At 52.5% G+C, this 24,382-nt stretch carries 16 protein-coding genes; 7 read left to right on the top strand and 9 right to left on the bottom strand.

Annotation, left to right across the window (positions count from 1 at the left end; all coding sequences use genetic code 11):
- Positions 1-21: 21 nt before the first annotated feature.
- Complete coding sequence (locus BM352_RS00990; RefSeq protein WP_090211334.1) at positions 22-1,173, bottom strand: acyl-CoA dehydrogenase family protein; 1,152 nt, start codon at positions 1,171-1,173, stop codon at positions 22-24.
- 144 nt (positions 1,174-1,317) lie between these two features.
- On the opposite strand from BM352_RS00990, the gene BM352_RS00985 reads away from it, so the two are divergent.
- The 6 genes from BM352_RS00985 (at position 1,318) to BM352_RS00950 (ending at position 13,900) form a co-directional block, all read left to right on the top strand.
- Positions 1,318-2,007, top strand: a complete 690-nt coding sequence (locus BM352_RS00985; protein ID WP_090211331.1) for a winged helix-turn-helix transcriptional regulator — start codon at positions 1,318-1,320, stop codon at positions 2,005-2,007.
- Between the two features lie 244 nt (positions 2,008-2,251).
- The gene (locus tag BM352_RS00980) at positions 2,252-2,539 is read left to right on the top strand and encodes a DUF1330 domain-containing protein (protein WP_090211274.1); all 288 of its coding nucleotides are present in this window, start codon (positions 2,252-2,254) and stop codon (positions 2,537-2,539) included.
- Between the two features lie 468 nt (positions 2,540-3,007).
- The gene (locus BM352_RS00975) at positions 3,008-7,333 is read left to right on the top strand and encodes a CHAT domain-containing protein (protein ID WP_090211328.1); all 4,326 of its coding nucleotides are present in this window, start codon (positions 3,008-3,010) and stop codon (positions 7,331-7,333) included.
- A 577-nt stretch (positions 7,334-7,910) separates the two neighbouring features.
- A complete protein-coding gene (locus tag BM352_RS00970) occupies positions 7,911-8,732 on the top strand; it encodes an HNH endonuclease (protein WP_090211326.1) in 822 nt (273 codons plus the stop codon).
- Positions 8,733-10,305: 1,573 nt separating this feature from the next.
- A complete protein-coding gene (locus BM352_RS00955; protein WP_090211317.1) occupies positions 10,306-11,319 on the top strand; it encodes an AAA family ATPase in 1,014 nt (337 codons plus the stop codon).
- 295 nt (positions 11,320-11,614) lie between these two features.
- Positions 11,615-13,900, top strand: coding sequence for a S8 family serine peptidase (locus tag BM352_RS00950; protein WP_175500588.1), 2,286 nt, complete (start codon positions 11,615-11,617; stop codon positions 13,898-13,900).
- Positions 13,901-14,370: 470 nt separating this feature from the next.
- On the opposite strand, the gene BM352_RS00940 is transcribed toward BM352_RS00950, so the two are convergent.
- The 8 genes from BM352_RS00940 to BM352_RS00905 all read right to left on the bottom strand — a co-directional run bounded on the left by BM352_RS00940 (position 14,371) and on the right by BM352_RS00905 (position 21,665).
- On the bottom strand, positions 14,371-14,694 hold the full coding sequence (locus BM352_RS00940; RefSeq protein ID WP_090211311.1) for a hypothetical protein: 324 nt from the start codon (positions 14,692-14,694) through the stop codon (positions 14,371-14,373).
- A gap of 591 nt (positions 14,695-15,285) precedes the next feature.
- Positions 15,286-16,581 carry a DUF3631 domain-containing protein gene (locus BM352_RS00935; RefSeq protein ID WP_090211309.1) on the bottom strand — a complete coding sequence of 432 codons (1,296 nt, stop codon included), beginning with the start codon at positions 16,579-16,581 and terminating at the stop codon, positions 15,286-15,288.
- A complete protein-coding gene (locus BM352_RS00930; RefSeq protein WP_090211307.1) occupies positions 16,581-16,883 on the bottom strand; it encodes a hypothetical protein in 303 nt (100 codons plus the stop codon). Before BM352_RS00930 ends, BM352_RS00935 begins: the two co-directional genes overlap by 1 nt.
- A gap of 96 nt (positions 16,884-16,979) precedes the next feature.
- A complete protein-coding gene (locus tag BM352_RS00925; RefSeq protein ID WP_090211304.1) occupies positions 16,980-17,177 on the bottom strand; it encodes a helix-turn-helix transcriptional regulator in 198 nt (65 codons plus the stop codon).
- Between the two features lie 112 nt (positions 17,178-17,289).
- On the bottom strand, positions 17,290-18,096 hold the full coding sequence (locus tag BM352_RS00920) for a hypothetical protein (protein ID WP_090211301.1): 807 nt from the start codon (positions 18,094-18,096) through the stop codon (positions 17,290-17,292).
- Between the two features lies 1 nt (position 18,097).
- Positions 18,098-19,285 (bottom strand): tyrosine-type recombinase/integrase, encoded by a 1,188-nt coding sequence (locus tag BM352_RS00915; RefSeq protein WP_090211300.1) that lies wholly within the window; start codon positions 19,283-19,285, stop codon positions 18,098-18,100.
- Positions 19,286-19,599: 314 nt separating this feature from the next.
- Entirely contained in the window at positions 19,600-21,273 is a 1,674-nt protein-coding gene (locus tag BM352_RS00910) for a recombinase family protein (protein ID WP_090211297.1), read from the bottom strand.
- Positions 21,270-21,665: a DUF2924 domain-containing protein gene (locus BM352_RS00905; protein ID WP_090211294.1), complete on the bottom strand. Its 396-nt coding sequence runs from the start codon at positions 21,663-21,665 to the stop codon at positions 21,270-21,272. The genes BM352_RS00910 and BM352_RS00905 overlap by 4 nt, the downstream gene beginning before the upstream one ends.
- 509 nt (positions 21,666-22,174) lie before the next feature.
- Between BM352_RS00905 and BM352_RS00900 the strand changes: the two genes are divergently transcribed.
- Positions 22,175-23,785: an ATP-binding protein gene (locus tag BM352_RS00900; protein ID WP_175500587.1), complete on the top strand. Its 1,611-nt coding sequence runs from the start codon at positions 22,175-22,177 to the stop codon at positions 23,783-23,785.
- The last annotated feature ends 597 nt before the right edge of the window (positions 23,786-24,382 follow it).

The following is a 24,382-nucleotide window of genomic DNA, read 5'->3' as shown; positions in this document are numbered from 1 at the left end:
CGAAATTGAGCAAGTACGGCGCTAGAATATTTGGTCGATTGGCTGTCTCAGCGCCATTGCTCCGGCATATTCGGCCTGCACCTCTTTTTGCAGCGGATGATACCGCGCGGCCTGAATGTCGCGGAAACGCCGCTCAAGCTCAGTCTTGCGATAGAAGCTCGCGCCGCCAGCCAACTCCATAGCCAGCTCCACCGTCCGGATCGCGTTTTCTTCGACCAGACGTCGGCCAATCATCACGTCATTGATGGTCTCTGCCGAGGGTTCGTTGCGCTCGACAGCTTCGATCATAAAGGTTTGCGCCATGCGTGCGGCGGCCAAAGCCGTATCCATACGTCCGGCAATAGACTGGGTGCGGCTGCAGATCGGTTTCTTTGCGGCAATGTCGATCGCAATTTCTCGCGCGCTTTCGGCAATGCCCAGATACACTGAATAGATCAGCGGAAACGCGATGGTGGCGATCATTTGAAACGCTGGGTGCCACTCGCCTGCTGCGCGTTTGAGGGGGATTTTGTCGTCCGCGACGAACAACCCGTCGATTGTTATGTCGTGCGATCCGGTGCCGCGCATGCCCATGGTGCGCCACGTATCCAGCACAGTGACTTCGGGTGCAGAAAGCGGTACGCTGAAATGCAGGACCGTCTTTTTTCCGTGTTCGGCACTAATGGCACCAGTCATGAGCAGATCACCCGCAGGCGCGCCGGACGAGAACACCTTTCGGGCGGTAATCCGATACCCGCCGTCTACTTTTTCGGCCGTGCCGGAGCCACCAATCCAATCTGATCCGCCCGAACTCAACAGTACGATTTTTTCGTCGACGACTCGCCGCAGGAGTGGTTCGACCATAGGACGCGAGGGTTCCTGATGATGCCAACGCCAAGCGGGGATTGCGACTTGGTGGGTATGCATTGATAGGGCAAGCCCAGTTGACCCACAGGCACCGGCGATAATGCGCAGCATGTCACATAGCGCGCGCACGTCGGCCCCACCGCCGCCAAGCTCGACAGGAACACCTGCCGAAATCAGCCCGGCGCTTTTCAGGTCGGCGTAATTGGCGTAGATAAACCTGTCATTGTCATCATGGTCAACCGCCCTTGCAGCGAACGTTTTTGCCAGAGTTTTGGCGGTCTCATTCAGGTTGGCAGCGGTTTTAGCGCGATCAATAAATTTGTTCATAGCGAATTCTCCGTTCCATCAAAATGCAACATCAGGATCACGCGGACGACGCCTTGGCGATAGTCCAGAAACTGTACTGGCTGCAATTTGCCATCCCGACTACGCTCAAGATGATGCTTTGGCAGCCCAAAAAGGAGTGATATCATGAGTGGTGGTTACGGTCAGTTTTGCCCGATTGCGATGGCAGCGGAGATCTTGTGTTCGCGCTGGACGCCTCTTTTACTACGGGAATTCCTGTGCGGCAGCACTCGATTCAATGACCTCAGGCGTGGCTTACCGCGCATGTCGCCTTCGCTTCTGTCAAAGCGACTAGGCGAGCTGGAAGCGGCAGGCGTGATCAAGTCCGCCAAGAAAGACAAAGGCGTCAAAGAATATCGTCTGACAGCGGCTGGCGAAGAATTGAGGCCCCTCATCATGGGGATCGGTGTGTGGGGGCAACGATGGGTCGAAAGCGGGCTTTCGCTCGACAATCTCGACCCAGAACTGCTGATCTGGGACATGCACCGCGGCCTAAACATTGACCCGTTGCCCAAGAAACGAGTGTGCCTTCAGTTCGTCTTCAATGATCTTGCGACCGCAAAGCAAAATAACTGGCTTTTGGTAGATCCAAATACCGGCGTCGAGGCTTGTTATACTGACCCAGGTCACGAAGTTGACCTCTACGCGGAAAGCCAACTGCGAACCATGACTGCAATATGGATGGGCGTCGATACCGTCGAGAAAGCGGTGGAAGGCGGACGGATGGTCCTGACGGGCACCCCCGAGATCGCAAATTGCATGCAGAAATGGCTTGGCCTCAGCCCCTTCGCCCACGAAGAACGGATGGCCAGTTGATACATCAAGGTGTCGGCGATGATTGAAGAGGATAATCACGGCGAAAGTGACGTCGCCTTGCTCACCAGTTACTCGCCCACCGATGAGTAGTCGGCAATTAAAACCTGAAAGCCGACATTAGCTGCATTGCGGAAATACTGCACTTTGGGCTCAAAGCCGACAAACGCCGGAAAACTTGACGTGCCCTCTGGATTGATCTCGAATGTCGTGCATCTCGAGGAAATCAAGTGGGGAGGCAAAACGTATGTCCAAAGGTTATTTAATCGCGCACATTCGAGTGCAGGACAAAGAGGCCTTTGAAGAGTTCAAGGCTCTCTCAGGAGCGGCGATCAAATCGCACAATGGTAAAGTTCTTGTCCGAAATCCAAAGCCCGATCATCGTGAGGGGGCCGCGAAGGGCCTGGCAATCGTGATTGAATTCGAGTCTCTTGAAGCAGCGCAAGCGTTCTATGATTCAGAAGCTTACAGTCAAGCACGTGCTGTTAGAGAGAGGATTTCAGAAACGGATCTTATATTAGTCGCGGGTCTCTGACTTCGGGAAAATCGATCGATATGTTCCCTACTTCGTCGCTGTTGATCCTAATCGAGGGCGTTATGAGCCTTTCACTTATTCTCGGAGACACCGGCTAAATTTGAAACGGCTCGAGATGCTGCGTCCGGTTTGTTGTCGAAATCCCAACGTAATAAGTGACGCCTCTGCGAGTTACAGAAACCAGACATTCGCCGCCTATCAGAAACTCGGTAAAGTGGGCTCGTTGCAGCCATCGTGGTTAGTGCAGCATCTGGGCTCTGAAGCTGACTTCCTCAGTTGAGGACGGCCCAAACCTGCCCTTCACTGAGCGGTCAACATTCTGCGCCCGCAGCACGCATTGCAGACATTCGCCGCAGGCGCGAAATAGAACGCAGTCCCTTTCCGTTTGGCATGTGACATGTGGCGCGCAAGCGAAGATTCTGCTATAGTCTCGGAATTTGATAAAAGGGTGCGTTTGGGTTATTAGCCATGTATTTCAATGCAACTTCGAGTGAAAACAAAACCTCAACAAATAAGTTTCACTGGTTTTTGAAGTTTATTCTTGTCTTATTGGTCACTTGCGGATCGATGACACACCTGTTCGCTCAGGGCTCCACTTCTCAACCAAAAACTGCCGGAGGCGCGAGTCTAGCAGCCCAAGTTGAAGTCGCTGCTGAGAAATTTGAAGCCGCTGACAGTACCACCGCTGGACTTGAAGCGCTCGCGGAGTTGGAAAACCTCGCGAGATTGGGCTCCTCTGTAGCAACTCTCATCGCCGCAGAAGCATATGTTACGGGGCGACACGCCGAGAGGAATGGCGAACGAGCTTTGGCACTGCTTGAGCCATTTCTCGAACTGGAAGATCCAAGTGCGTCCGCTTTGGCTGGAAAAGTGTGGGATGATGGATGGACATCAAGTTCAGGCTATCAACAAAGCACATCCAAGGCGGTTTCCTATTATAGAGCTGTTCTTGAAGCAAAGCCCGACGTAAACGTCACTTCTCGTCTTGGAACGATAGAACTTTTGGGCAAAAGAAACACGAACGGCGATGGAAGTGATTGGCCCCCAAATCCAAAAGTCGCGATCCCCTTGCTTGAGCAAGCAGCAAGGCAGGGGCATGCAGAAAGCCAATTCCTTTTAGGCTTTGCTGCAGAACGTGGCCTCGGGCAAGCGCTTGATGCCGAGAAAGCGAGAGGAATATTCGAAGAGTTGGCGCGAAACAAGCATCGTGCCGCAGTAATTTCGCTAGAGCGGATGAGGCAGAATGCTCAGTTGATTTCCTGGCTGCAAAACCTCAACTACGTGGATCTTCTCTATGCTTCCGAACCGGATATGGCCACCTATCCGCGGAAACTAGATTGGGCGGCTCCGATTTTTACCGCGGTCACCGGGCAGGAGATCGCCATTCTTGATTCTGAAGGTAACCGCCGCTTTCAGAGTTATGTCCCAAAAGGAGAGTCAATTCGATTGTCTGGAGACGGAGATGAGAGACTTCTGTTGGAGGCATCATTCACTTCCGATCATCTTGGCACGCTCACTCTGCCAACGGGTGACCATGAACTGTTTGCTCCAGACGCCATGAACTCGGCGCCAAATCATGCGGGCTGGCCCTACCTTTCGGAAGTCGACCTGCTCGCCAATCCTCCAAAGCTCATCCAATCTTCGAGAGATAACGGTTCCTGGATAATGGAAACGTCGAGCGGCTCAAACGATTGTGCCCTTTTCTTTACGGCTAATTTTTTTAAGTCGCACTTCTCGCAGAATTGCAGCTTCTTGAGGTTTTTCGATTTTTTCGCAGAAGATCGCGATACGGAGGTCTTTCAACCTGGCTCGGAGAATTTCTTTTTTTATCTGCCGGAAGAATCGGTGACCAGCCGAATTCGATCTGGGACGATGTTTTCATATCGAAATGGCGCTGCCGAGTTTTCCTGGACCGTTCCTGATGGTGTCGTGCTGATCACGCACATTGATCCGAGTGGTGTCGGCGCTCCTGACACGTGGCGGCTCGTGACCGACTTGCCTGGAACCTACCCGCCAGAGATCGACCATCTTTGGGAACCCGGTGGGTATCCAGTCCTATTCGATGGCGATACGGCTATTGGATGGCTCACCGAGCGCTACGCTCCAAAAAAACAGGATCAGGGTGATACTGCCGCGATTTTCTACGCAATGCGCGCCGCCGCGCAAATCAGCCGTGATTTCGAAGCACTTGACAGGTTGTATTCCGCCTATTTGTTCAATCAAGCGGTACAACGCGGCCTGCATAACAGCGAAGCTGCCGGAATCCTCTTGGAATTGGGTAGGGTGCAGCTGCAACTGGGGCATCATAAAGCTGCGATAGAGTACACGGAGCGGTCACTGGAAATTTCTTCAGACCTTTTCGGATATCATAGTGAATTCCAGATCGCCGGGCTCATTGCACTTTCACAAATATATCAAGCTCAGGATGACCTGAATCTGGCAAATGCGGTCTTGAACCGGGCCTTCGCACAAAACCTCTCTACCGCTGTGAACACGATTACGGCCGAAGATGGCGCGTTTGATCCGCAAGCGGATATGGCGAAGATTTTGCCGCATCTTTGGGGAGATTTGCTATTTGAGCGGGCGAAGCTCTCATATTCAAATGAAAACTACGAAGATGCGACGATGTTCCTGGCGGAATTTACCGCAAGAGAGCTCCTGCATGAGACGGATGGTGACAATGTCAGTGCATTTGTTGAACAGATTACTCTGTTATCTGACGCGCTATATTTCTCCGGAGAGACTGAAGTTGCAGAAGATGTAGCCCGTAGAGTATTCGGTTACGCGCGTACAGACGCAGGTGTTGCACTGCATGGAGAACCTCTTCCAAGGCCCTTCCCTGTTCCGCAGGTGGATACTGGAAGTATCGAGTTCGATTTGAGGTCAATGCTTGCCCCTGGTGCAGAAAATTTGGCGCGAGTCTATTTTCAGCTCAACCGGTTCGACGACGCGGAGAACGCAATGCGCTTCGCTACGGAGGTTGCGCTAGAAAAGAGCGCTATTGGATCAGAAAGAGTTGTTAGTCTCACCCGCGCCCTGACATTCTATAGTCTTCTCGAGGGCGTCGAAGAGAAGGACCTGCTGGCGAGCCTGGCGACGGCACTGGGTTGGGAGTTATCGGATGCAGGCGAGCGACCGATCCCTCCCATTCTCTCAAAGGCAACGCAGCGCCAGACACTTGATTTATGGCTCAGTATGCTGCGGAACCTGCATGAGGCAGGCGATATCGACACGCTCACAATCTTGCGTGAATACGCCAAGTTGTTTGTTGCGTATGACAGGATAGATGCGCTTCAAGCAATTTCCTACGCATCGCAAGCGCGGGCGTCTGCGACAGGAAAGAGCGCAGTGCTAGACAGGTTGGCAGAATGGCGTGGTCTCGCGGGCGAGCTGGAAACAATAGATCGGCGCTTGGCCATTTCTGCCGAGTTCGAGCAGGTTTCTGAACGGAAGCGCGCCATTGAGACCGAGCTGAGACAGAAACGTGAAACCATCCTCGACGCCGTACAAATTGCCGAGAAATTCCTGCAGGCCGCGATCTATGGTGAAAGCGGGCCGGCGGCCAGCGTCGACGAGATTACCGCGATACAGTCGATGCTCACCGATGGTGAGACCGTGGTGCTGGCCTTGCCGCTCCATTTCGGAGTGAATTTTCTGATTGTCGAAAATTCAAGTATATATTTTCATTTTTCACATGTGCATCGATTTGCATTCGATAAGATTCTGAAAAGCTATCAAAGCGAGGTTTCGTGGCCGAAAGATACACGTTCGATTAGGTCGAATGGGCATAGACTGAACACGGAACCGCTTCTGAAATTCCGCGAGATCGTTTTTGACAATATTTCTGACCTGGTTGAGGGGAAGCGTTTGATCCTTGTTCCATACGGCTCACTAAGAAACGTACCTTTTGAAGCGATCCCTTTGGGTGAAGTTCCGGAAAAGACTTACGATCACAGAGAGATAGATCAGTTGCGCTTCTTGGGGTTGGAGCAACAGATTACGTACATGCCGTCGCTACAGGTGCTCAAAAACAGGTTAGAGAAAAGGGCACTTCCAACGACCCAAGGCGGCAAGGTCAGGTTTGTTGGGTTTGGTGATCCAATCATTGGACAACCAACATTGCGTCAAGAAATCGCAAGCATCACAGACTGGCTACTTAGATCAGAGACCGGTTCGGAACCTTTGGCAACTTTGCCGGCCACAAGTTCTGAAATCCGCGATCTTCGGGCACTTTTTGATGGCCGAAAGGAGGACGTTTACCTGAGGGATACCGCCACGCTCGGGAACTTTCGAAATAGTTCAGCTATTGGATCAACCGAGGTCCTAGCCTTTGCTACGCATGCGATAGCTGCAGGTTTGTCGAATGGGCAGGTTTTTGATGAGCCCTTCTTGTTGCTTTCTTCAATCAGCCCTAGCGCTACTGGTGTGCCTGACGAGGCAAAGTTGAATATGTCGGAAGTCCTTTCCTTAGAGTTACAAGCGAAGTTGGTAATGCTTTCGGCCTGTTCCACGGCTTCGTCTGACGGGACGTTTGCGGCGAGTGGCATGTCAGGCTTGGTTCGTGCTTTCATGATCGCAGGGGCGCAAAGCGTACTCGCGAGCCTGTGGGACGTTGAAAGCCGTTCGAGCTACTATCTCACAACGTATTTTGCAGAGGAAATGACGGAAAACGATGCTTCCGTTGGACAAGCACTTCTCAACGCAAAGAAGAGAGTTTTTAATAACCCCTCATACAGACACCCTCGTTTCTGGAGCGCTTTCATTTTGATAGGCGACCCAGAGCTCGAATTGTAGGAGAGTTGGGCCAGTGGCAAGAAATCAATCACCTAAGTGGAAGCTCTTTCCTTATGGCGCGTTCGGCGCTGTGCTACCTTCCGTCGTTTCGATTGCTGGGAAGACAGACTGGTTCACTTTTCCAACAAATACACAATGGTTGGTCGCTGGACTGATCTATCTTTTTGCAGCCGCGTTTCTTGCAACGATATTTCCATACGGTCGGCGAAGCACCCCTTTTAACGCTACGCTCGTGGGGATTTTATTCCCTTCTATCGTGGGTGGAGCTTCTTCTATCGCCGCGCGCACTTTACCGGAAGGAATTTTCGAAGCCACACGAAGTGGTGCCACAGAAAACATCCCGAGTTGGATGATTTGGCTTGAGGCATTCTCGCTATTCTAATCTGAGGTGCACTGGCGTTCGCCAATGCGCACTCTTGTCTTTGAGACACAGAAACAGGACGGCCCAGAGCCGACATTGGTCCTCCTGCTTTACGCCGCGGCGCAGCTTCTTCAAAGCAGACGTCGAGTGGGTGTTCACTGCCCAATTGCTGAGTATGGTACTGGTGAATAGATCGCATCAGCAATTGGGATTGTTATGGCCGACCTCGTCAGCACCATTGAACAAGTAGTCGATAACATCGAAACACTCTTCCGGTACGGTGAGAGCAACAACCAAGACGAAAGAAAATTTCACGATACCCGGATCAAAAACGGTAAACTCTTTGCTGCTGTACAGGTTCGTCGCAGTTTTCGATATGCCCCTAGCAAATTCGCTGGATACGTAAACAACGACATTAGCCATGGGGACAATCTTAGTGATCGGGACGGTCGGAAGACAAATGTGGCGCTGTCCAGCCTCATTGGCGACGCATTGGAAGCCGGTGACCAGGGCTATGACGCCGTAGATCGAGGTTTTTTGAATTACTGCAATCGAAAAGGTATCAGGCCTTCGCAGCACCATCGTCAGCGTAGATATTGGGTGTTGCGTCCAGTTTTGCCAGAAAAACCTACGGCCGATCCAAAAGAACTATCCGATCGAGTTCAGCGCGCACTTCAGCGAATACGCACAAAAAAATCGACACCGCCAAAGGGGCAAGGGAGGGTTTCGAAAATCTCCACATCATCGGAGCGATATGTTCGAGATCCAGAGGTCATCGCTTGGGTCCTTGCTGAAGCTGCCGGAGTTTGTGAGAATTGCGGTAACCCTGCGCCTTTCAAACGGCCGAACGGTGAACCCTTCTTAGAGGTACATCACTTGAGACCGCTGGGCGAAGGCGGCCGGGACACAACAGAGAACGCAGCCGCGTGCTGCCCAAACTGCCATCGGCGATTGCACTATGATGAAGTGAAAGATGGTCTCCGGCTTGCATTGATCGCGTCAGTCAAGCGACTGAAGGACTTCCCAACTGATGGGTAGCTTCAGAGGTCTACGCGGGCTCTTCGCTCGCGGCCCAAACCGGACCTTCGCCAAGGGTCGCGACGCTGCAGAGCAGCTTCCCAAAAGCGGCCGTTCATGTATCGCGCAGCGTTTTCAGGATCTAGAGGTCGGCTGTGCGGGACATAACCGACACTCAATCTGCTCGCACAAACAGGCTTTCAGGAAATATTCAGCGGCGCTCAACTTCGAAGCAAACGTTCTAAGACTGCAAATCACTAATAACGCTGTCGATCAGTTGGAACCCGAGATGGCTCTGCCTGCACGAACGCAAGGCTCTTCACCAACCAATTTGAAACTTGCTGAATTGCACTGAAACTGAGCAGAAGGCGGTTGAGGAAATGCAACCCTCAATTTCTTGGTTTCATTTGCTCGTAAATCGACTTTCGAATATTTGGTACCAAAGCAGTTTTCCGATTCCACCTCAACTTTTATGCATCTGTCGCAACTATTTTGGACTACCAACCAATTGAGTTCTCTAACGCATTCAGAAACCGCTGGGGTTGATGCCGAGATGGTCGAGATAATGACGATTGTTGCTGCGGGTCCAAATCCAAAATTCATAACGGACTCCTCCTTTTTCCGAAGTTCACGTGAGTTAGGAAATCAATACCAGCTAATCGTCCTTTGGAGATGTGACAGCTAGATTATCTCTCTGATTTCCTCTTTGACCGACCAATTAAGGGCATCCGGCTTTGCAAGTTCTGTACCTGTCCATGCAGCCCCGCCGACAATTTGTGGGATCATTGCTACCGTTGCATAGTCGTACGCAGCTCTTTGCCGCTTGCTGACAGCGCGCTCCGCAACTCTGCGACGCAGCAATCGCAAATTGATCATCCTGAATGCTCTGGAGAAATGATTCCAAAAGCAATGAAAATTCACTCTTGTTTGAATTAGATTCTTCTCCTTGAAAAATGCTAATTTCTTCTTCGCTTAGGCCCGTTGTGTCTATTCCCTGTCCCAATGCGGGAGAGCTAAGAACCAAAATAGTACTAAATAGATACGTGAGAATTGCTTTCATGTTCATCTCCTGTCCAACAACAACTGCTATCAAATATATCACAGATCTCAGAACCGACCAACTAAGCAAGGCTGGAAGAGCAGGAATTGAGCACCTTGTCTTGGCTGAACGCACTAGGTCGTGCGCTACGACTTGATGGATGAGCGAGTTGGGCTCGTTGCCGCCATTCTCCGCTTTGCAGCATCATGCCGGGTCTGCCCAGACCGTGTCGTTATTCCCGGCCCATAGCTGAGGCTCTTAAACAGGAGGTTGCGACCTATAGCGACTACTTCGGCGGCAACGCTTATGGATATATCGTCGAGCAGGATGGCGAAGAGGTTGATGTCTGCTGGGCTTCATTGGTAACTATGACGGTTTCTGCCTTGAGGAGGTCCGGCGTGTAGTGTGAATCGGATTCGCCTCAAGAGAGCATTGATCGGTCAAAAATTTGCGAAATCGGTTAAGTATCGGAAATATCGGGTGACAATTTCATGAATCCGACTATACTTCTTTTATGTGATTTGTCCACTGGCGGACGTAAACGAACGGATTTCAATGGCACGTAGCGACCTAATTGTGGACCTGGTGAAGGCCGGTGTCTCAGGAAATCCTGACTCCGTGCGCGTCACAGCTGAAGCTATCGCTGCCGAAGAACGTGCCAAGAAACATACCGGGGTCGCTGATCGAATTTCCAAAGCGCTCACAGCGCCTCCCAAACACGGTGTGAACGGTCAATCCCGAACGCAAGGCCTGCGCGCTCGGGACGGCGGTGGTGCGATCCAGCGCCGCGAACCGGAGCGGCCTCTTGAAACTCTTTTCCTTGAAAAACACACCCGAACGGCCTGCCAGGAACTCATAGAAGAACAGCAACGTGGGGACGTTCTTCGCGCTCATGGATACGAGCCACGACATCGATTGCTACTTGTGGGCCCGCCCGGAAACGGAAAGACATCTCTGGCAGAAAGCCTGTCCTACGAACTGTCGCTTCCACTTCTAACTGTTCGATATGATGCAGTGGTGACCAGTTATCTTGGAGAGACTGCACAAAGACTTCGCCGATTGTTCGACTTTGTCCGAACTGAACCTTGTGTCCTCTTTTTTGACGAGTTTGACGCCATCGGTAAGGAACGTGGTGATCTCCATGAAACGGGCGAGATCAAGCGTGTTGTCACAACACTTCTACTGCAGCTTGATGATCTGCCCTCCTATTGCGTTCTCGTCGCAGCGACCAATCATTCCGAGCTGTTAGATCGTGCGACTTGGCGTCGCTTCGAGATCAAACTCGAATTAGGGCGCCCGAGCGACGAGCAGATGACCGACTATTTTTTTCAGCAAATGAAAGAGTTTGAGGATAATTTCGGATTTACAGCGAAGCGGCTAAGAGCTGCTATTGCTCCTAAGAATTTTTCAGAAGCGGAGGACTTTTTTTTGGATATTCGTCGCCGCTTTGCACTGGCTCAAGGTAATGTCACATTCCGGACTTTGGTTAAGGATCGTGTTAGCGCCTGGACCTCCCAACATGGGAGAATAATTGGCGATGACAGATCGACCGATCCTGCGGCTTCCTGAAGCTGGCCGCGAAACTCGCCTTCCGGGCAGACAAGATAAACGACCGCGACCGCGTGGTGGCGGTTCTCAAGGCCAAGGTGCGCGTTTCGGCGAGCAGTTTGATCGTTTGGAAGAAGCACTGACTGGCGAGGATGCCGATGTTGTGTTGCGTCAGGATCCAACTGGAATCGCGCCGGAGCGGGCGCTTGTGTTTGAGACGATCGTTCCGATCGCTGATTTCAAACGCGCTGCAGACCAGATTCAGCTAGAAGTGTTGATCGAGTCCAATCTCGATGACTATGACGTACCGGAGGCATTGGAAGACGAGTATGCCGACAACGCATCTCCGACACTCTATGCGACCATGCCATCAACAAGAGACCTCAATGCGCTCTTGAAGCTCTGGCGCGGCTACCAAAAGAATGAAAAGGCCCCACGAGGGCTAGCTCCCTGGTACCGAGTATTCGCAATGCTGGCGGATTTGCGATTGTGGGGACCAAGGGACAGGTTGACGGCAAACGCGCAGGCAGAGCTGATCGCGAGACTTCCAATGGACGATCAGGATCCAGTTCGATTGGAATTGGAAATTTGGCCCACTGCCAACAGGGACCAAAGAACACGCTGGCAGCAAGACACAAGAGTTCGCGTTGAAGCGCTAGGTGGCGTTGTCATCTCAACTTCATCCATCAATGCAACCGGCTTCATTTATGAAGCAGCACTGATCGAAATGCCCGCCGCCGCTGTGCGAGAAATGATCGAAAACCCATCTGCACCGGATGGCTTGGCAACAGTCGAAGGCCTGCAATTTGTCCTACCGCAAACCATAGCACAGTCACTGCCTAATCCTTCAGCCGCCGAAGACGACCAAGATCAACGTCAGTATCCAGCTTTTGACGAAGGTGCGCCTATCAAAGCCGTATTGTTGGATGGAACGCCGATTGCCGGTCACCCTTCACTTAATGGCGGCGTGATCATAGAGGACGTCCACGACTTGGTGGGCCTATCTCAAGTTCAGCACCGACGTCATGCGACATCGATGGCTTCCCTTATTCTCAGAGGTGACCTGTTAGCCGATGGCACTCCCGTCAGGGAGAGCCGCCTGCTGTCGATCCCAGTTCTCATCGACAACGAACAGAGTGCAACTTCACCCGATGATAGATTATTCGTCGACGTGGTACATATTGCCCTCGCTCGCGCGTTTCTTGGTGATGAGCCCTTAGCCCCCGATGCGTTTCTCGTCAATTTTTCAATAGGTGTGAAGGGAGCCGGGTTTTCCGGCCGGATTAGTTCGCTTGCGCGTTTGTTGGATTGGTGGGCTGATCAACAAGGCATTCTGTTCCTTGTCTCGGCCGGAAATGTCCCTGATGACCTTATCATTCCAAATACAACATCGCTGGCGTTTGAGGACGGAACACATGAGGAGCGCAAAGCGCTCGTCGCCCAAGCGCAGCGAAGCGCGCGCCATACGCGCACACTCATGGCACCGTCTGAGGCCATCAACGTTTTAACGGTTGGGGCAACATCCCACGATCTGGCCGATGCCCGTGGCCCAGAGCCTGCCGGCGAAATCATGCTCGAGGAAAATGGGCAACAACTGCCTGCTCTCACATCAGCTACAGGACTTGGCGCTATGCGGTCCATCAAGCCTGATTTAATTCATACTGGCGGTCGTCATAATATTCGCATGCTTCCAGCTGGAGGCCATCTACGCCTTAAAGTCGTCGAGCGTACGCAGCGCACTGGTTTGAATGTTGCGACTGCAGGTGCAGGGGCGGCTGCAATGTACCGAACGCGCGGCACAAGCTGTGCCAATGCATTGGTTGCGCGCGCGCATCTCAATGCCGCGGCTGCCTTGCAGGAAGAAGGCGGTCCATTCGAAGATCAAGACTTGGGTCGGCGTGATTTTGCGCTGATTACCAAAGCGCTGGCAGTAAGCGCTTCGCGGTGGAATGATCCGGCAAAGGACATGTTCGAAGCTGAGAAACAAAGGATCGGCGCACAAAGGCATGCACAGGCGAGAGAAGAGACTTGCCGCTACTTCGGACATGGTGTCCTCGATGATTTTCTAATGACAGAAGCACCCGCACTGGGTGCCACACTTGTCGGTGTCGGCACAGTGCGCCGCGATCAGGCCGCAACTTTCGAAGTTCCGTTGCCCGCGCCGCTGTCTGGCGAGCGGATTGGTCGGTTCATGCGAGTCACCGTCACCTGGTTCTCTCCAGTGCTGCCAACAAGGGCGCGATACCGACTGGCTGCGCTAGATGCAGTTGCTATGGGAGAGGACCTTCTGGGAGACCCCTTAAAAGATGATGGGTGGGGTCTCGACCTATCAACCAACGATATTGATGCAAACATAATCAGGCGAGGGAGTGTCTGGTCGCGTCGGCTCAAACATAACGGCCCAGTGGTTCCGCGCTACGCGGATGATGAGGTGCTTCCTATTCGCGTGCAGTGCCGGGACGCGTCCGGAGGTGGGCTTAGCCAGGACGATGATATTCGGTTCGCAATAGCGGTAACCATTGAACTGGAAAACGAGACCTCGTTCGACATTCAGGCAGAAATTCAGGATCAGCTACGCGTACAATTGCGTGGCGCACGTTAATACGGCTTCACGCAGATTAGATGTCTGCTTTGGCCAAGTCAGTGACTCATGGTGGCACCCGCAGCGAACGACCGCTTTCCGCCCAATGCTATCCCTTATCCTCGACCAATTGATACCATCCTTTGGTTTCGTCGCGATGTCCTCATCTTCAATGCACGCGATAGTTTTCGGCCCTGAAGCCTCCGCGCCAATGAACTCAGGTATGTCAAAAATCTTGACATTTTTCTGCATTACCAAGGCAATCTGCGACCCAAACACTTGCCGTATGATCAGGCTGTCAGACGCAAAGAACTTCAACGAAATTGCCCCTGTTTCTCTCCAATACAAACTGACTAAATCTGACGCCTAACTATTGGTTATCTAATAAATATTGAAGATTTAAAGAAAGCTTACGTCCTATTTATCCACACGATATTTGGAAGATAAGTCCGACTTATTCCGAACTTAGTTAATCGGCATGCCTATCATCGCTACCCTGACTTGCCACTCAGAGCAGCAATTTCAGCCATAAGTTCGTCACTCGTCATGTCATCGTAGTCCTGTTGATCTACCTTGGTTGAGCGGGCCACGTCGACACATGAGATAAAGTGATCGGCACCATTTTTGGCATTGGAGCCCCAAGTGTCAGGAAAACGTCGACGAAGGAGTTCGAGAAGAAGTCTTGTGTTGCAGTTGTTTCCACGTGCGGCTTTGACCAATTCACCGGTCCAATATGCCGACAGTGCGGTCCATGCTATGCGGCAGGCCTCGTCAAACTCCGGATAGCGCGCGGCCCAGTTGAACATGGTTGACATTGCAACACCCATCTTTGCGCACCACTGCTCGGGGAATTCACCATTTCGAGCCATCGATTTGACTACGTTGCAATGCTCCTCCCCTAAGTATTTTAACGCATTCTTTGACCTCGGATCGGCGGTTAAAGGAACGATATTCGAGCGTTTTCGGGCATGAGGCAATTATTGGATCTCCATATTTGACCCGCCCGCCAAGTTCAAATGACGGTGTTGGCCTGAGTTTGGTTTGATACACACGTCAATTCTTGGTGCGTTCGTGCTCCTTCAACTGTCCACTTTTAAGTTTGGAGAGAATTGGGGGCACTAGTCGCGGGTCGTGCGATTTGTGCTGTTACGTGATTGTTAGACGTGATCATGTAAGTCTGCGAAGTGCCATAGGTCTCGATTTTGACCTGCTTTCATCTCTCCTTTGGTCAAAGGTGCGGAGCTCGATCTGATACTGTGCTCGTGTCAGTGGTATTACTTTCCCGTGAGGCCTCGCTGAATAGCGTCACAAGAGTCACATACGACACGGCCGTTCAATCATAGTGTTTTCGGAGGAGTTTGGTGTCACATGTGACGTGCGTGACGCTTGCGACGGGTGTCGAGACCTCACGAGACATACCTCCCGACGGCATCCCTCAGGTCGTCCAGAACATAGAAACGTGACGAACGGTCCCGTTCCGGCTTAACTCCATAAGGTTTCAACAAGCTGGCCACCATTCGCGCCGTTATCGGATCGCCACCTTTCCAGACTGCCCACGCACCTTCCTCGATTGCTACAAGTTCTGTGACCAAATCGTTGCTCGTGATCCGGTTCCCCCTCCATCTTTCTAGGATGTCGGCGATGTCGTGTAACAACAACACGCCCTTGGAAGCGGGCACATCGTCTAATTGTGCCTTCGCCAGCCCCACTAGTGCCTCACGGATGCGCTGGGGCCAATGGCCGCCGACCACATCTGCTATGGTGCAAAGGCAGCGTGCGTTGTCTTGCGCCCTGTCGTTCAGTTCTTCGGGAATATTTGGTTCGTGATCCGCGAGTTCGATCCAGTTGTCCTCTGCCCATCGTGCCAGCTTACGCCGTAAGGGAAGCAACTCTTCATCACGGCGGGCTGGGAATCGTTCGACAGTCTCCCCAACATCCTTGCGCATGAGGGGAACCACCAAGGCTCTGTCTTCAAGAGTATCCGGGAGGTCGCCGATCATCGCAATGGCTTTGGGCGACCAAACCCGGAACGGCTTTGCCTCGTGATCGTCTCCCACGGAGCGCCAAACATTGGCGGTGCGGCGATTGTGACCACCGTTGATCATCCCTCGCATATCTGATCGGTCTTCGAGAAAGGTATCGGCTTCGTCGATTAAGATGGTTGGTTTGTGTTTCTCAATGACACGAAACAGAACCGACACGGAGATGTTAACCGCGTGCATGGCGCGCGGCGTCAGTGCAGACACTACCGACAATGCGGTTGACTTTCCGCAGCGCTTTTCTGGTGACGTAAAGGCCAGCAATGGGCTGATGTCAGACGCATCATGTGTCCATGCGTGGACACACCAGGCGGCAATTATCGGGGCGCTGTGCTCGGGCAGAACGCAGAAACGCTCTACCGTATATTGCAGGGTGTCGAGAAGTTCCCCACCGTGAACCGGCTCATCCCATGGCAAAATGTTTTCAAACGGAGCAGATTTTTCGGCATCCGTACTGGGGACATCGCGAGCCTTCTGAACCTCCGCATCAAGCGTCGATAAACGAATTTCATGTTCTTTTGCAAAAGCATTGCGCCGTTGATCATATTCAAGTGGGGTCAGAGTAGCCAGTTCCTTAGTCAATTCTTCCAGTGTTGGCTCAACTTGGAATTCCCTGATTGGATCGGGTCCGTCGAAATATGAATCGGTGTACGGGTCGCCCATCAATCCACCTTAGATCTCGGAAAGCGGCCAAGTGCTGTATCTGCGACGATAATCGCATCGTCATTATCCAACGCGTTAAGCGTCATGAAAGCCAGGGCCGCCCGTTCTTCGTGCGATAGCCTGATGCCGACAAGAGTTGCAAACTGCCACCAAGCGCTATTGGTTCCCAATGTTAGGACATACCCCAGCATTCGGGCTGCACTTTTGTGCTCAGGCTTTGTGTATTTGCCCAATGTGATTTCAATGAGTTGCGGCGACTTCGTGGTATTGGCCGAGTAGCCACCATTTCTATCTTTGATCATTGTGAGTCTCGTTGATTTACGAGGCCCGATGCGATAGGATTTTAGTTGTATAGACTATCCCGCGCCCGCGCCCTCTGTTTCATGGTGCGGGTGTTTTTATTGAGTATTGCGATCCGCTGTGGGGCGCGCAGCGAGCCACGCCAAAACATCCCTTTCGCGCCACCCGACGGCGCGCGGGCCAAGTTTGATTGGGCGAGGGAAACTTCCTTGAGCCATTAGCTCGTATATCGTCGAGCGCGAAAGCCCGACGATGCTTTCGACTTTTGGTCGGCGAAGTATTTGATCATTGCTCATTTCGGGCTCCAGATTTTACGCCCGGTACTGGGCGCACCTCTAGTGCTCGCATAAGAACTCTGCGGATAAAATATTACATTATCAGGAAAAAAAATTTCTAATAATGCCAAGACTACTGTGATGTTCCGATCAGGCCATCTTTCGTCAGCCAACTTTGTATTTTTCTAGCTGTTACGTCGATTTTAACACAAGCTGAAGCAGCATTAATGAACCGGACCAAGGGCCCGCCTAGTTTCCCTTTCGCATTCGAAATGCCAATGTCCCGCCCGAAAATGTCAGGGTAAAGACGCGCCAAACCGATAACAAAGTCATGTTCTGGTCTCGGTGCTCTTGTTTCGGGGTCGATCGGCAAAGCCTCGATTGCAGCGGTGCTCGCCTTTGCGATGAAAGATGTGAGGACCGAGGCTAGAATCAAGATCTCGCGAGCATCGAGCGGATTCTCAGTATTAATCAATTCATCTAGAATGCCGTCTGGATCGTTTGGCCTATTCTCAATTTCGTTCTCTAAATGAGGGCTTAATAGACGTTCGAGATGTCCGGATACTCTGTGATTTGAGCGTAAGCGCATCTCGTTGGAGCTAGGTTTAATAGGCTCACGCTCGTTTCGAATTTCAACATCATCTTCATCCCATTGGAGTGGCAATAAATTTACAAGCTTCTTAGTTGCTTTTGTTAGACTCTCTAGCTCGGCGCGCTCACCAGATCTTGACGGGCGAGAAGAGTTCTCAAGATCATACTTCAAATGGATCGCTAAGTTGTTCATTCGAGATAGCCATTCTTCGCGCACTTGAGCGCTCGACCTCACGGCTGAGAATCCGACCTCCTTAACAATCTGACTGAACTTGGCTGCGTCATACGGTTGGTAATCAAGGTCAAAGCCTGGGTTGTTGAATTCTTTAGGTGTCTTGCGATGGGGCAAGTTAGACCTCGCTGATCGATATTACATTGTTTGTCGACCGTCTCAGGTACGTGGACCATGCCTCCATCAGGGTTCGGCGCTTTTCAAAAAGATCTGATCGCGCGTAAGCAGCCACGGTCTTATTGCTATTGATATGTGCCAATGCGGCTTCTGCCACCTCTTCAGAGACATTTGTTTGTTCCTGCGTCCAAGTGCGAAACGAGGCACGCAGGCCATGAACTGTGCTGGCGACCTTCCGTTCTCGCAATAACTTCGAAAGGGTGTTGTCTGACAGTTGCTTTCCTGTGGCTGAGGGGAAAACGAGTGCGCCGTCGCTTTGAGTGGCGGCTTTGTGTAAAATTTCTAGCGCCTCCGAGCTAAGCGGAACCTTGTGTTCGCGGCCCATCTTCATCCGCGTGCCGGGGATGGTCCACGTTGCGGTTGCCAGATCGATTTCGTCCCATCTAGCTCCGCGCACCTCACCAGAGCGACAAGCCGTCAGCGCAACGAATTCTATTGCCAGCTTTGTGGAAGCCCATGCGGCTGACGCTTTCACAATTTCCAATGCCGCCGCGACTTCGAAGTAGGGTAGCGCACGGTTAGGTGTGGCGCGCTTCTCTAGCTTAGGCAACGCAAGCACCTCAGCCGTCGCTGGGTTATCAGCTCGAAGCCCCTCAGCAACGGCAAACTTGAAAACTGATAGTATTCGGTGCTGCACTTTGGTCGCCAAGTTGGGCACCTTGTTGCGGCAATCTAGTATAGCGCGGCGGACCTCGGCGCTGGTTACATCACTCACGTCCATATTACCGAAGCGGTGGAATATGTGGGTCCTCAGAGACGACATGAACGCCTTGGCTTCCTTCGCACTTTTCCATCCCGGTTTCAGTTCAATGCAGGCCGATTCTGCTGCTTCGGCAAATGTCATCCGCTTGGAATCAGCCGCTTTGGCGCGGCGCTTGTCCGCCAACGGGTCTTCGCCGCGTTGGGCGGCCCGTTTGTTCTCCAGTGCCTGATCCCGCGCATGCGAAAGTCCAATCACAGGGAATGACCCCAAACCGATGTCGCGACGACGCCCGCGAACCGTCAGGCGCTGGACCCAAAATCGGCTTCCGTTGTCTTTCACCAGCAACATCAGGCCTAGGCCACCGCCGTCGCTGTAGCGCCCTGGTTTGGCGGCCTCTACCGACTTGACTGTAAGTCTCTTTGCCATAACGTTCTCGCCATTCGTCCCCACAATAGTTCCCACTTTAAATGTGGGAATGCACAGGTGTACTTCGGTTCTATTCGGAACAGAGGTGAACCATTTATGTTAATAAAGCAAGGCCATGATGGAATATCTTAGATCACATCGGATCTTGAAATGGCTGCTACCATCCCAGCCACCCTCCTCCGTAAATTCTGTCTCTGCGTTTTTGTTGGCGATTTATGCCGTTGTTCAGGTGCGTTGCGGTTTGGTTTTTTTGTCCGAGACGGTGTCTAAGGCCTGTTGAACGGGCGTTTAAGCCATGCGTCTCTGTGGGCAATTCAGGCGGTGCAGGTTGTGGGTCGCGGCTTGTACCTGCGGAGCTGCTCACTCCAGGAAGACGGGACGCCGGATCTGACCAGCTTATCGGACGTCAGATCATAGGATTGCGTGCCGTCCAAAACCTGACGGACAAGCTCTGGTGCGAGGAAGGCCAGTGGCAGGACCTGCTGGATACGTCGTGGTGAGGTGTCAAATTCCTCTGCGATTGCAGCAATTGAACGCCCGGCTTTCAGGCGATCGGACCACTGATGCGCCTTGGCGATGTTGCGGAGCAAGACTAGGTCCCGAGTGGGTTCGGACACTCCGCCTAAAACGAGCTTGGTTTCGACGCCTTTGCGGCGAAGCTGGAATGGTGCGTTGAAGCTCAACGCCTCTTCTCTGAGGTTGTCTGGCCTGATATCGAGGCCCTCTGCAATCGCCTCCTTGTCCAAGCATAGGCCGAGAGATCCTGCTGTGATGTCGATCCGCTTGACCAAGGGAGCCCATTTGCTCAAAGGCGATTTCGCCTCAAACCGCCGGGCGAGATCAACGAAGCGTTGTTGAAGAGGCGCCACTTGGCTGGCATCCATGCCGTCAACCAAACCCAACGCAGCAGCGGGGCGACTGAGCATCCCTCGGATGGCCATCGCCACGCTTCTCTCGAACTCAGGGGCTGGCAGTCGCCACGCATCCGGATGGGTCTTGCGGTTCCCCTTAACCAAGCGTGAGGAGATGTAGTAGCGCACCCGCTTGCCACCCTTGCGGGTGTGGGAGGGTGTTAACCGGTCCCCTGTCTCATCGAAGATCTTCCCCACGAGTGGACAGGGGGCTGCTTTGTTGCTTGTCCCGCGTTCGCGGGCCGCGTTGCCAACCAACATATCCTGTACTGACTGCCATTGTTCCGGGGGAATAATGGCGGGATGCTGGCCGTCAAAGACATGACCCTTGTGGCGGATCTTGCCCGCATAGGTCGGGTTGCTCAGGATGTAATGCAGATGGCTGCGATCCAGTGCTGTTCCGCCAGTCGTTCGTCCATCGTTCATGTGACGCAGCTTCGAGACGATGCCTTCCGCATCGGCTTTCCGCTTCACAGCACTGACAGTCCCGTGCTCCTGATACCATGAGAACAGCACCCTTATGGTAACTGCTTCTGCTTCATTGACAATGAGACTTCTGCCGTCGGGTTCATATCCAAGTGGCACGGTTCCACCCATCCATAGACCCTTGCGCTTGGACGCCGCGATCTTGTCGCGAATACGTTCTGCCGTCACTTCTCGCTCGAACTGGGCGAAGCTCAAGAGCATATTGAGGGTCAGCCGCCCCATGCTGGTTGCAGTGTTGAAGGATTGAGTTACAGAGACAAATGACGCCTCAACCGCGTCAAGGCGATCCACGATTTTGGCGAAGTCCGCGAGCGAACGAGACAAGCGGTCGATCTTATAGACAACGATCTGGTCAATATGTCCGGCATCGAGATCGGCGAGTACGCTTTGCAGGGCCGGGCGCTCCAGCGTGCCGCCCGATAGTCCGCCATCGTCGTACTCGGTTGCCAAAGCGACCCAACCCTCCGCCTTCTGGCTCAGGATATAGGCCTCGCACGCTTCCCGTTGGGCATGGAGTGAGTTGAACTCCTGTTCCAAGCCATCCTCGGAGCTCTTGCGCGTGTAGATCGCGCATCTGATCTTGCGGTTCATCCTGAAACCCCGAAGAAGCGCGGCCCCGACCAATGAGCGCCTGTGATCTGTTTGGCTACGGCAGACAAGGAACGGTAGGCCTTGCCGTCCAAGACGTAGCCGCCCTCTACGACTTCGACTTGATAGCTACGCCCGTTCCACTCACGAACGAGATGCGCCCCTGGCGCTGCCCTTGTCCGCGACGAGGCGCCCCTAAGCCGTTCAACACCTGCCATGGAGGCTATGCGCCGCCGGTCTGCCTTCGAGAGCCCATCAGCGTCTTTGCACTGTCGTTCATAGGCCAAAGCCGCGTGCATCAACGAACTCGATAATTTCTTAGCTGGTGGCCTGCCAAAAGTTACGGCCCATGCATCAATTACTGCATCGCGCGTTCCAGTCTCGATCCGCTCCATGATTATCTCCGTCTAAACCCACAGCAACATCGCGCTCCTGCTACTGAGGCGAGCCCCGAATAGTGGGGGCCGAACAGAGGAGTTTCAACGTGACGGCAGTACCGCTCGCAATGACGGTGTAGTCCAGTCAAAATGGGCGGATTGCGGACATTCGCTGCGGGTGCAAGGTTACTAACCTAACGGGCGTGTTGCGGACTTTCGTTGTAAGTGACACAAACATAATAGAAATAGTCAAAAGCGAACACTCGACAAACAGTATCAACAGCTATTCCTGAGCCGGTTAACGGAACTAAACCAGTTGCGAGATAGCAAAGAGGACAGCCTCAAACCGCGACAAGCTCAGATCAAGAATCGATCAATTGAGAAAATGGACCGCGAAATTTTCCAAGCTCGTTACATATGAGCCGCAAATTCGCCAAAAGCGCCGTGAACGGTGTTTGAAGCTGGATATCGAATGTCGCCGATGAGAATGTTGTTTAGTTTTCGAAGTGCAGATCGGACAAGGCGCATTGACAAGCATCGATATACCAACCGCACTGAAAGGTAGTGGCACCTCTCTCACCCGTCATGACGACGCTTTGCGGCAGCTCTTTTTCCTGTCGCTTGATCCCTCGATCGAATTGGATGACAAAATTTCGCGGCTTCTTGAGCTGGGATGTGATGTTCTTGGCTTGCCTCTTGGAATCGTCAGCCGGATCAATGGGACCGACTACGAAGTTCAATACACTGCTGGGCCGGATTGGGCACCAGAGCCAGGTTCATCATTTGACGTCTCGAGAACCTATTGCATTCATACGCTCGCTGCTGAAGGCGTGCGGCATTTTCACCATGCGGGGCAGTCCGAAATCGCAAGTCACCCATGTTATATAGGTTTCGGCCTTGAAAGCTATATCGGGGTTCCATTGCGCGTGGGAGCAGAGAGTGTTGGCACACTGAACTTTTCTGGCCGTGACACACGAACTCCGTTCACATCAATGGAAATTGAACTGGTGGGACTATTTGGCCGATGGCTCGGTCAGGAATGGCTGAAATGGGGCACGGCTCGGAAGCTTGCCGAACAGACGATGCTGCTCAATTCGGTCATTGAGGCCGTGCCAGATGCAATCATTGCGACGGACAGTGACCAGCAGATCCAGATGGTTAACGCCGCCACGGAGCGCCTGTTCGGCTTCAGTCGCAACGAACTCATCGGGCGAAATGGGTCTATCCTTTACGCCAGTCTCGATGAATACGAACAACAAGGCGAGCGCATTTTTCGCAAGGCGATAAAGGAACCAATCGATCGGTTTGAAATGGGCCTGCGGAAGCGAGACGGTTCGACATTCGACGGCGAAGTTTTCATTGCACCCTTGCGCAACGAGGCCAATAACCGGCTCGGGTTGGTAGGGGTAGCACGTGACATTAGCGACAGGAAAGCCCTTGATCAGGCGCGCGATGAGCTTATTGCGACAGTCTCTCACGAACTCCGGACACCGATTACTTCCGTTATGGGGGCACTCAAATTGCTCGCGATAGAGCGAGGGAATTTATCTGCAGGAATGCAAAAAATGCTCGACACGGCGTTGCGGAATACAGAACGCCTGACGCAGTTGGTCGAAGACATTCTAGACTTTGAAAAATATACTTCGAAAGACACCTTTAACGACATGCACAAAGTCAGTTTGTTCGATGTCTTACAGCGCGCCATCGAGGAAATACGTCCTTACGCTGCCGAGCATAATGTCAGGGTGACCGCCATCGATAGTGAAGCCGCCGGCGGTTGGATCCAAGGAGATGAAAATCGCCTATTACAAGTCATGAGCAACCTTTTGTCGAATGCCGTGAAGGCGTCCCCGCCCGGAAGCTTCGTTGAAGCTGGCACCACTGCAGATGGCTTTGGTTTTTGGGTGCGCGACTACGGAAACGGTATCCCTGTCACAATAAGGAAGACTCTCTTTGATCGCTTTACCCGAGCGCCCGGAAGCTATGCAGAAGGTCAGTCGGGCACTGGTTTGGGAATGAGTATTGTAAAAACAATTGTCGATCGTTTCGGTGGCGAAATTCAGATGGAGAGTTCGGAGGGCGAAGGCACGACTTTCAACATCTCTTTCGCGCCTGCATCCGCCGATCGGATAAAATAGCAAGATAGCTTGACGATCTAGCTCTACCTATCAAGCGGGACGCTTTAAACCGAAGACCACCCGATGGGGGCAATAGTCCGCAGCAGATCCGGAACTCACATCTCCTAATAGTTGGCTGAATAGATGGAAATCTAGTTGTTCTCTGGGAGTCCGGTAATCGCGGGGACCACATCCCAGAACGGCTACGACCTGATTTAACGGTTAGAGAAGCTCTAAAGTAAATGCTTGATTTAAAACGCATTTATTATACCAAAAGACTCACCCATGATCCTTCGTGTAGGTGATGACCCGGATATACTGGAAATCTCAAATATAGCACTTGAAACGGTTGGCGGGCTGATCGACTACCAATGCTCCTATGACTAACCAGCTCTCGAAGTGGCGCCAGGCCATGAGCCCGACGTGTTCCTTGTTGATGTGATGATGCCAAATATGGACACTACGGGAGCATAGCGAAGACTTCGAACCTTTTCTGGTTTCGATCTTAAGAGAACTTGGATGAAACTGACATGTAGAGATTTTGCCACAAGTCGTTCAATTGAGTGATACTCGGAAACAATCCTCTTTCTCGCCCCATTCTTGCCTGAGTTTAGATGC

Source organism: Litoreibacter janthinus (assembly GCF_900111945.1).
Taxonomy (GTDB): Bacteria; Pseudomonadota; Alphaproteobacteria; order Rhodobacterales; family Rhodobacteraceae; genus Litoreibacter; species Litoreibacter janthinus.
Note: the sequence above shows the minus strand (reverse complement) of the source record. Positions and strands in the feature narration are given on the sequence as shown.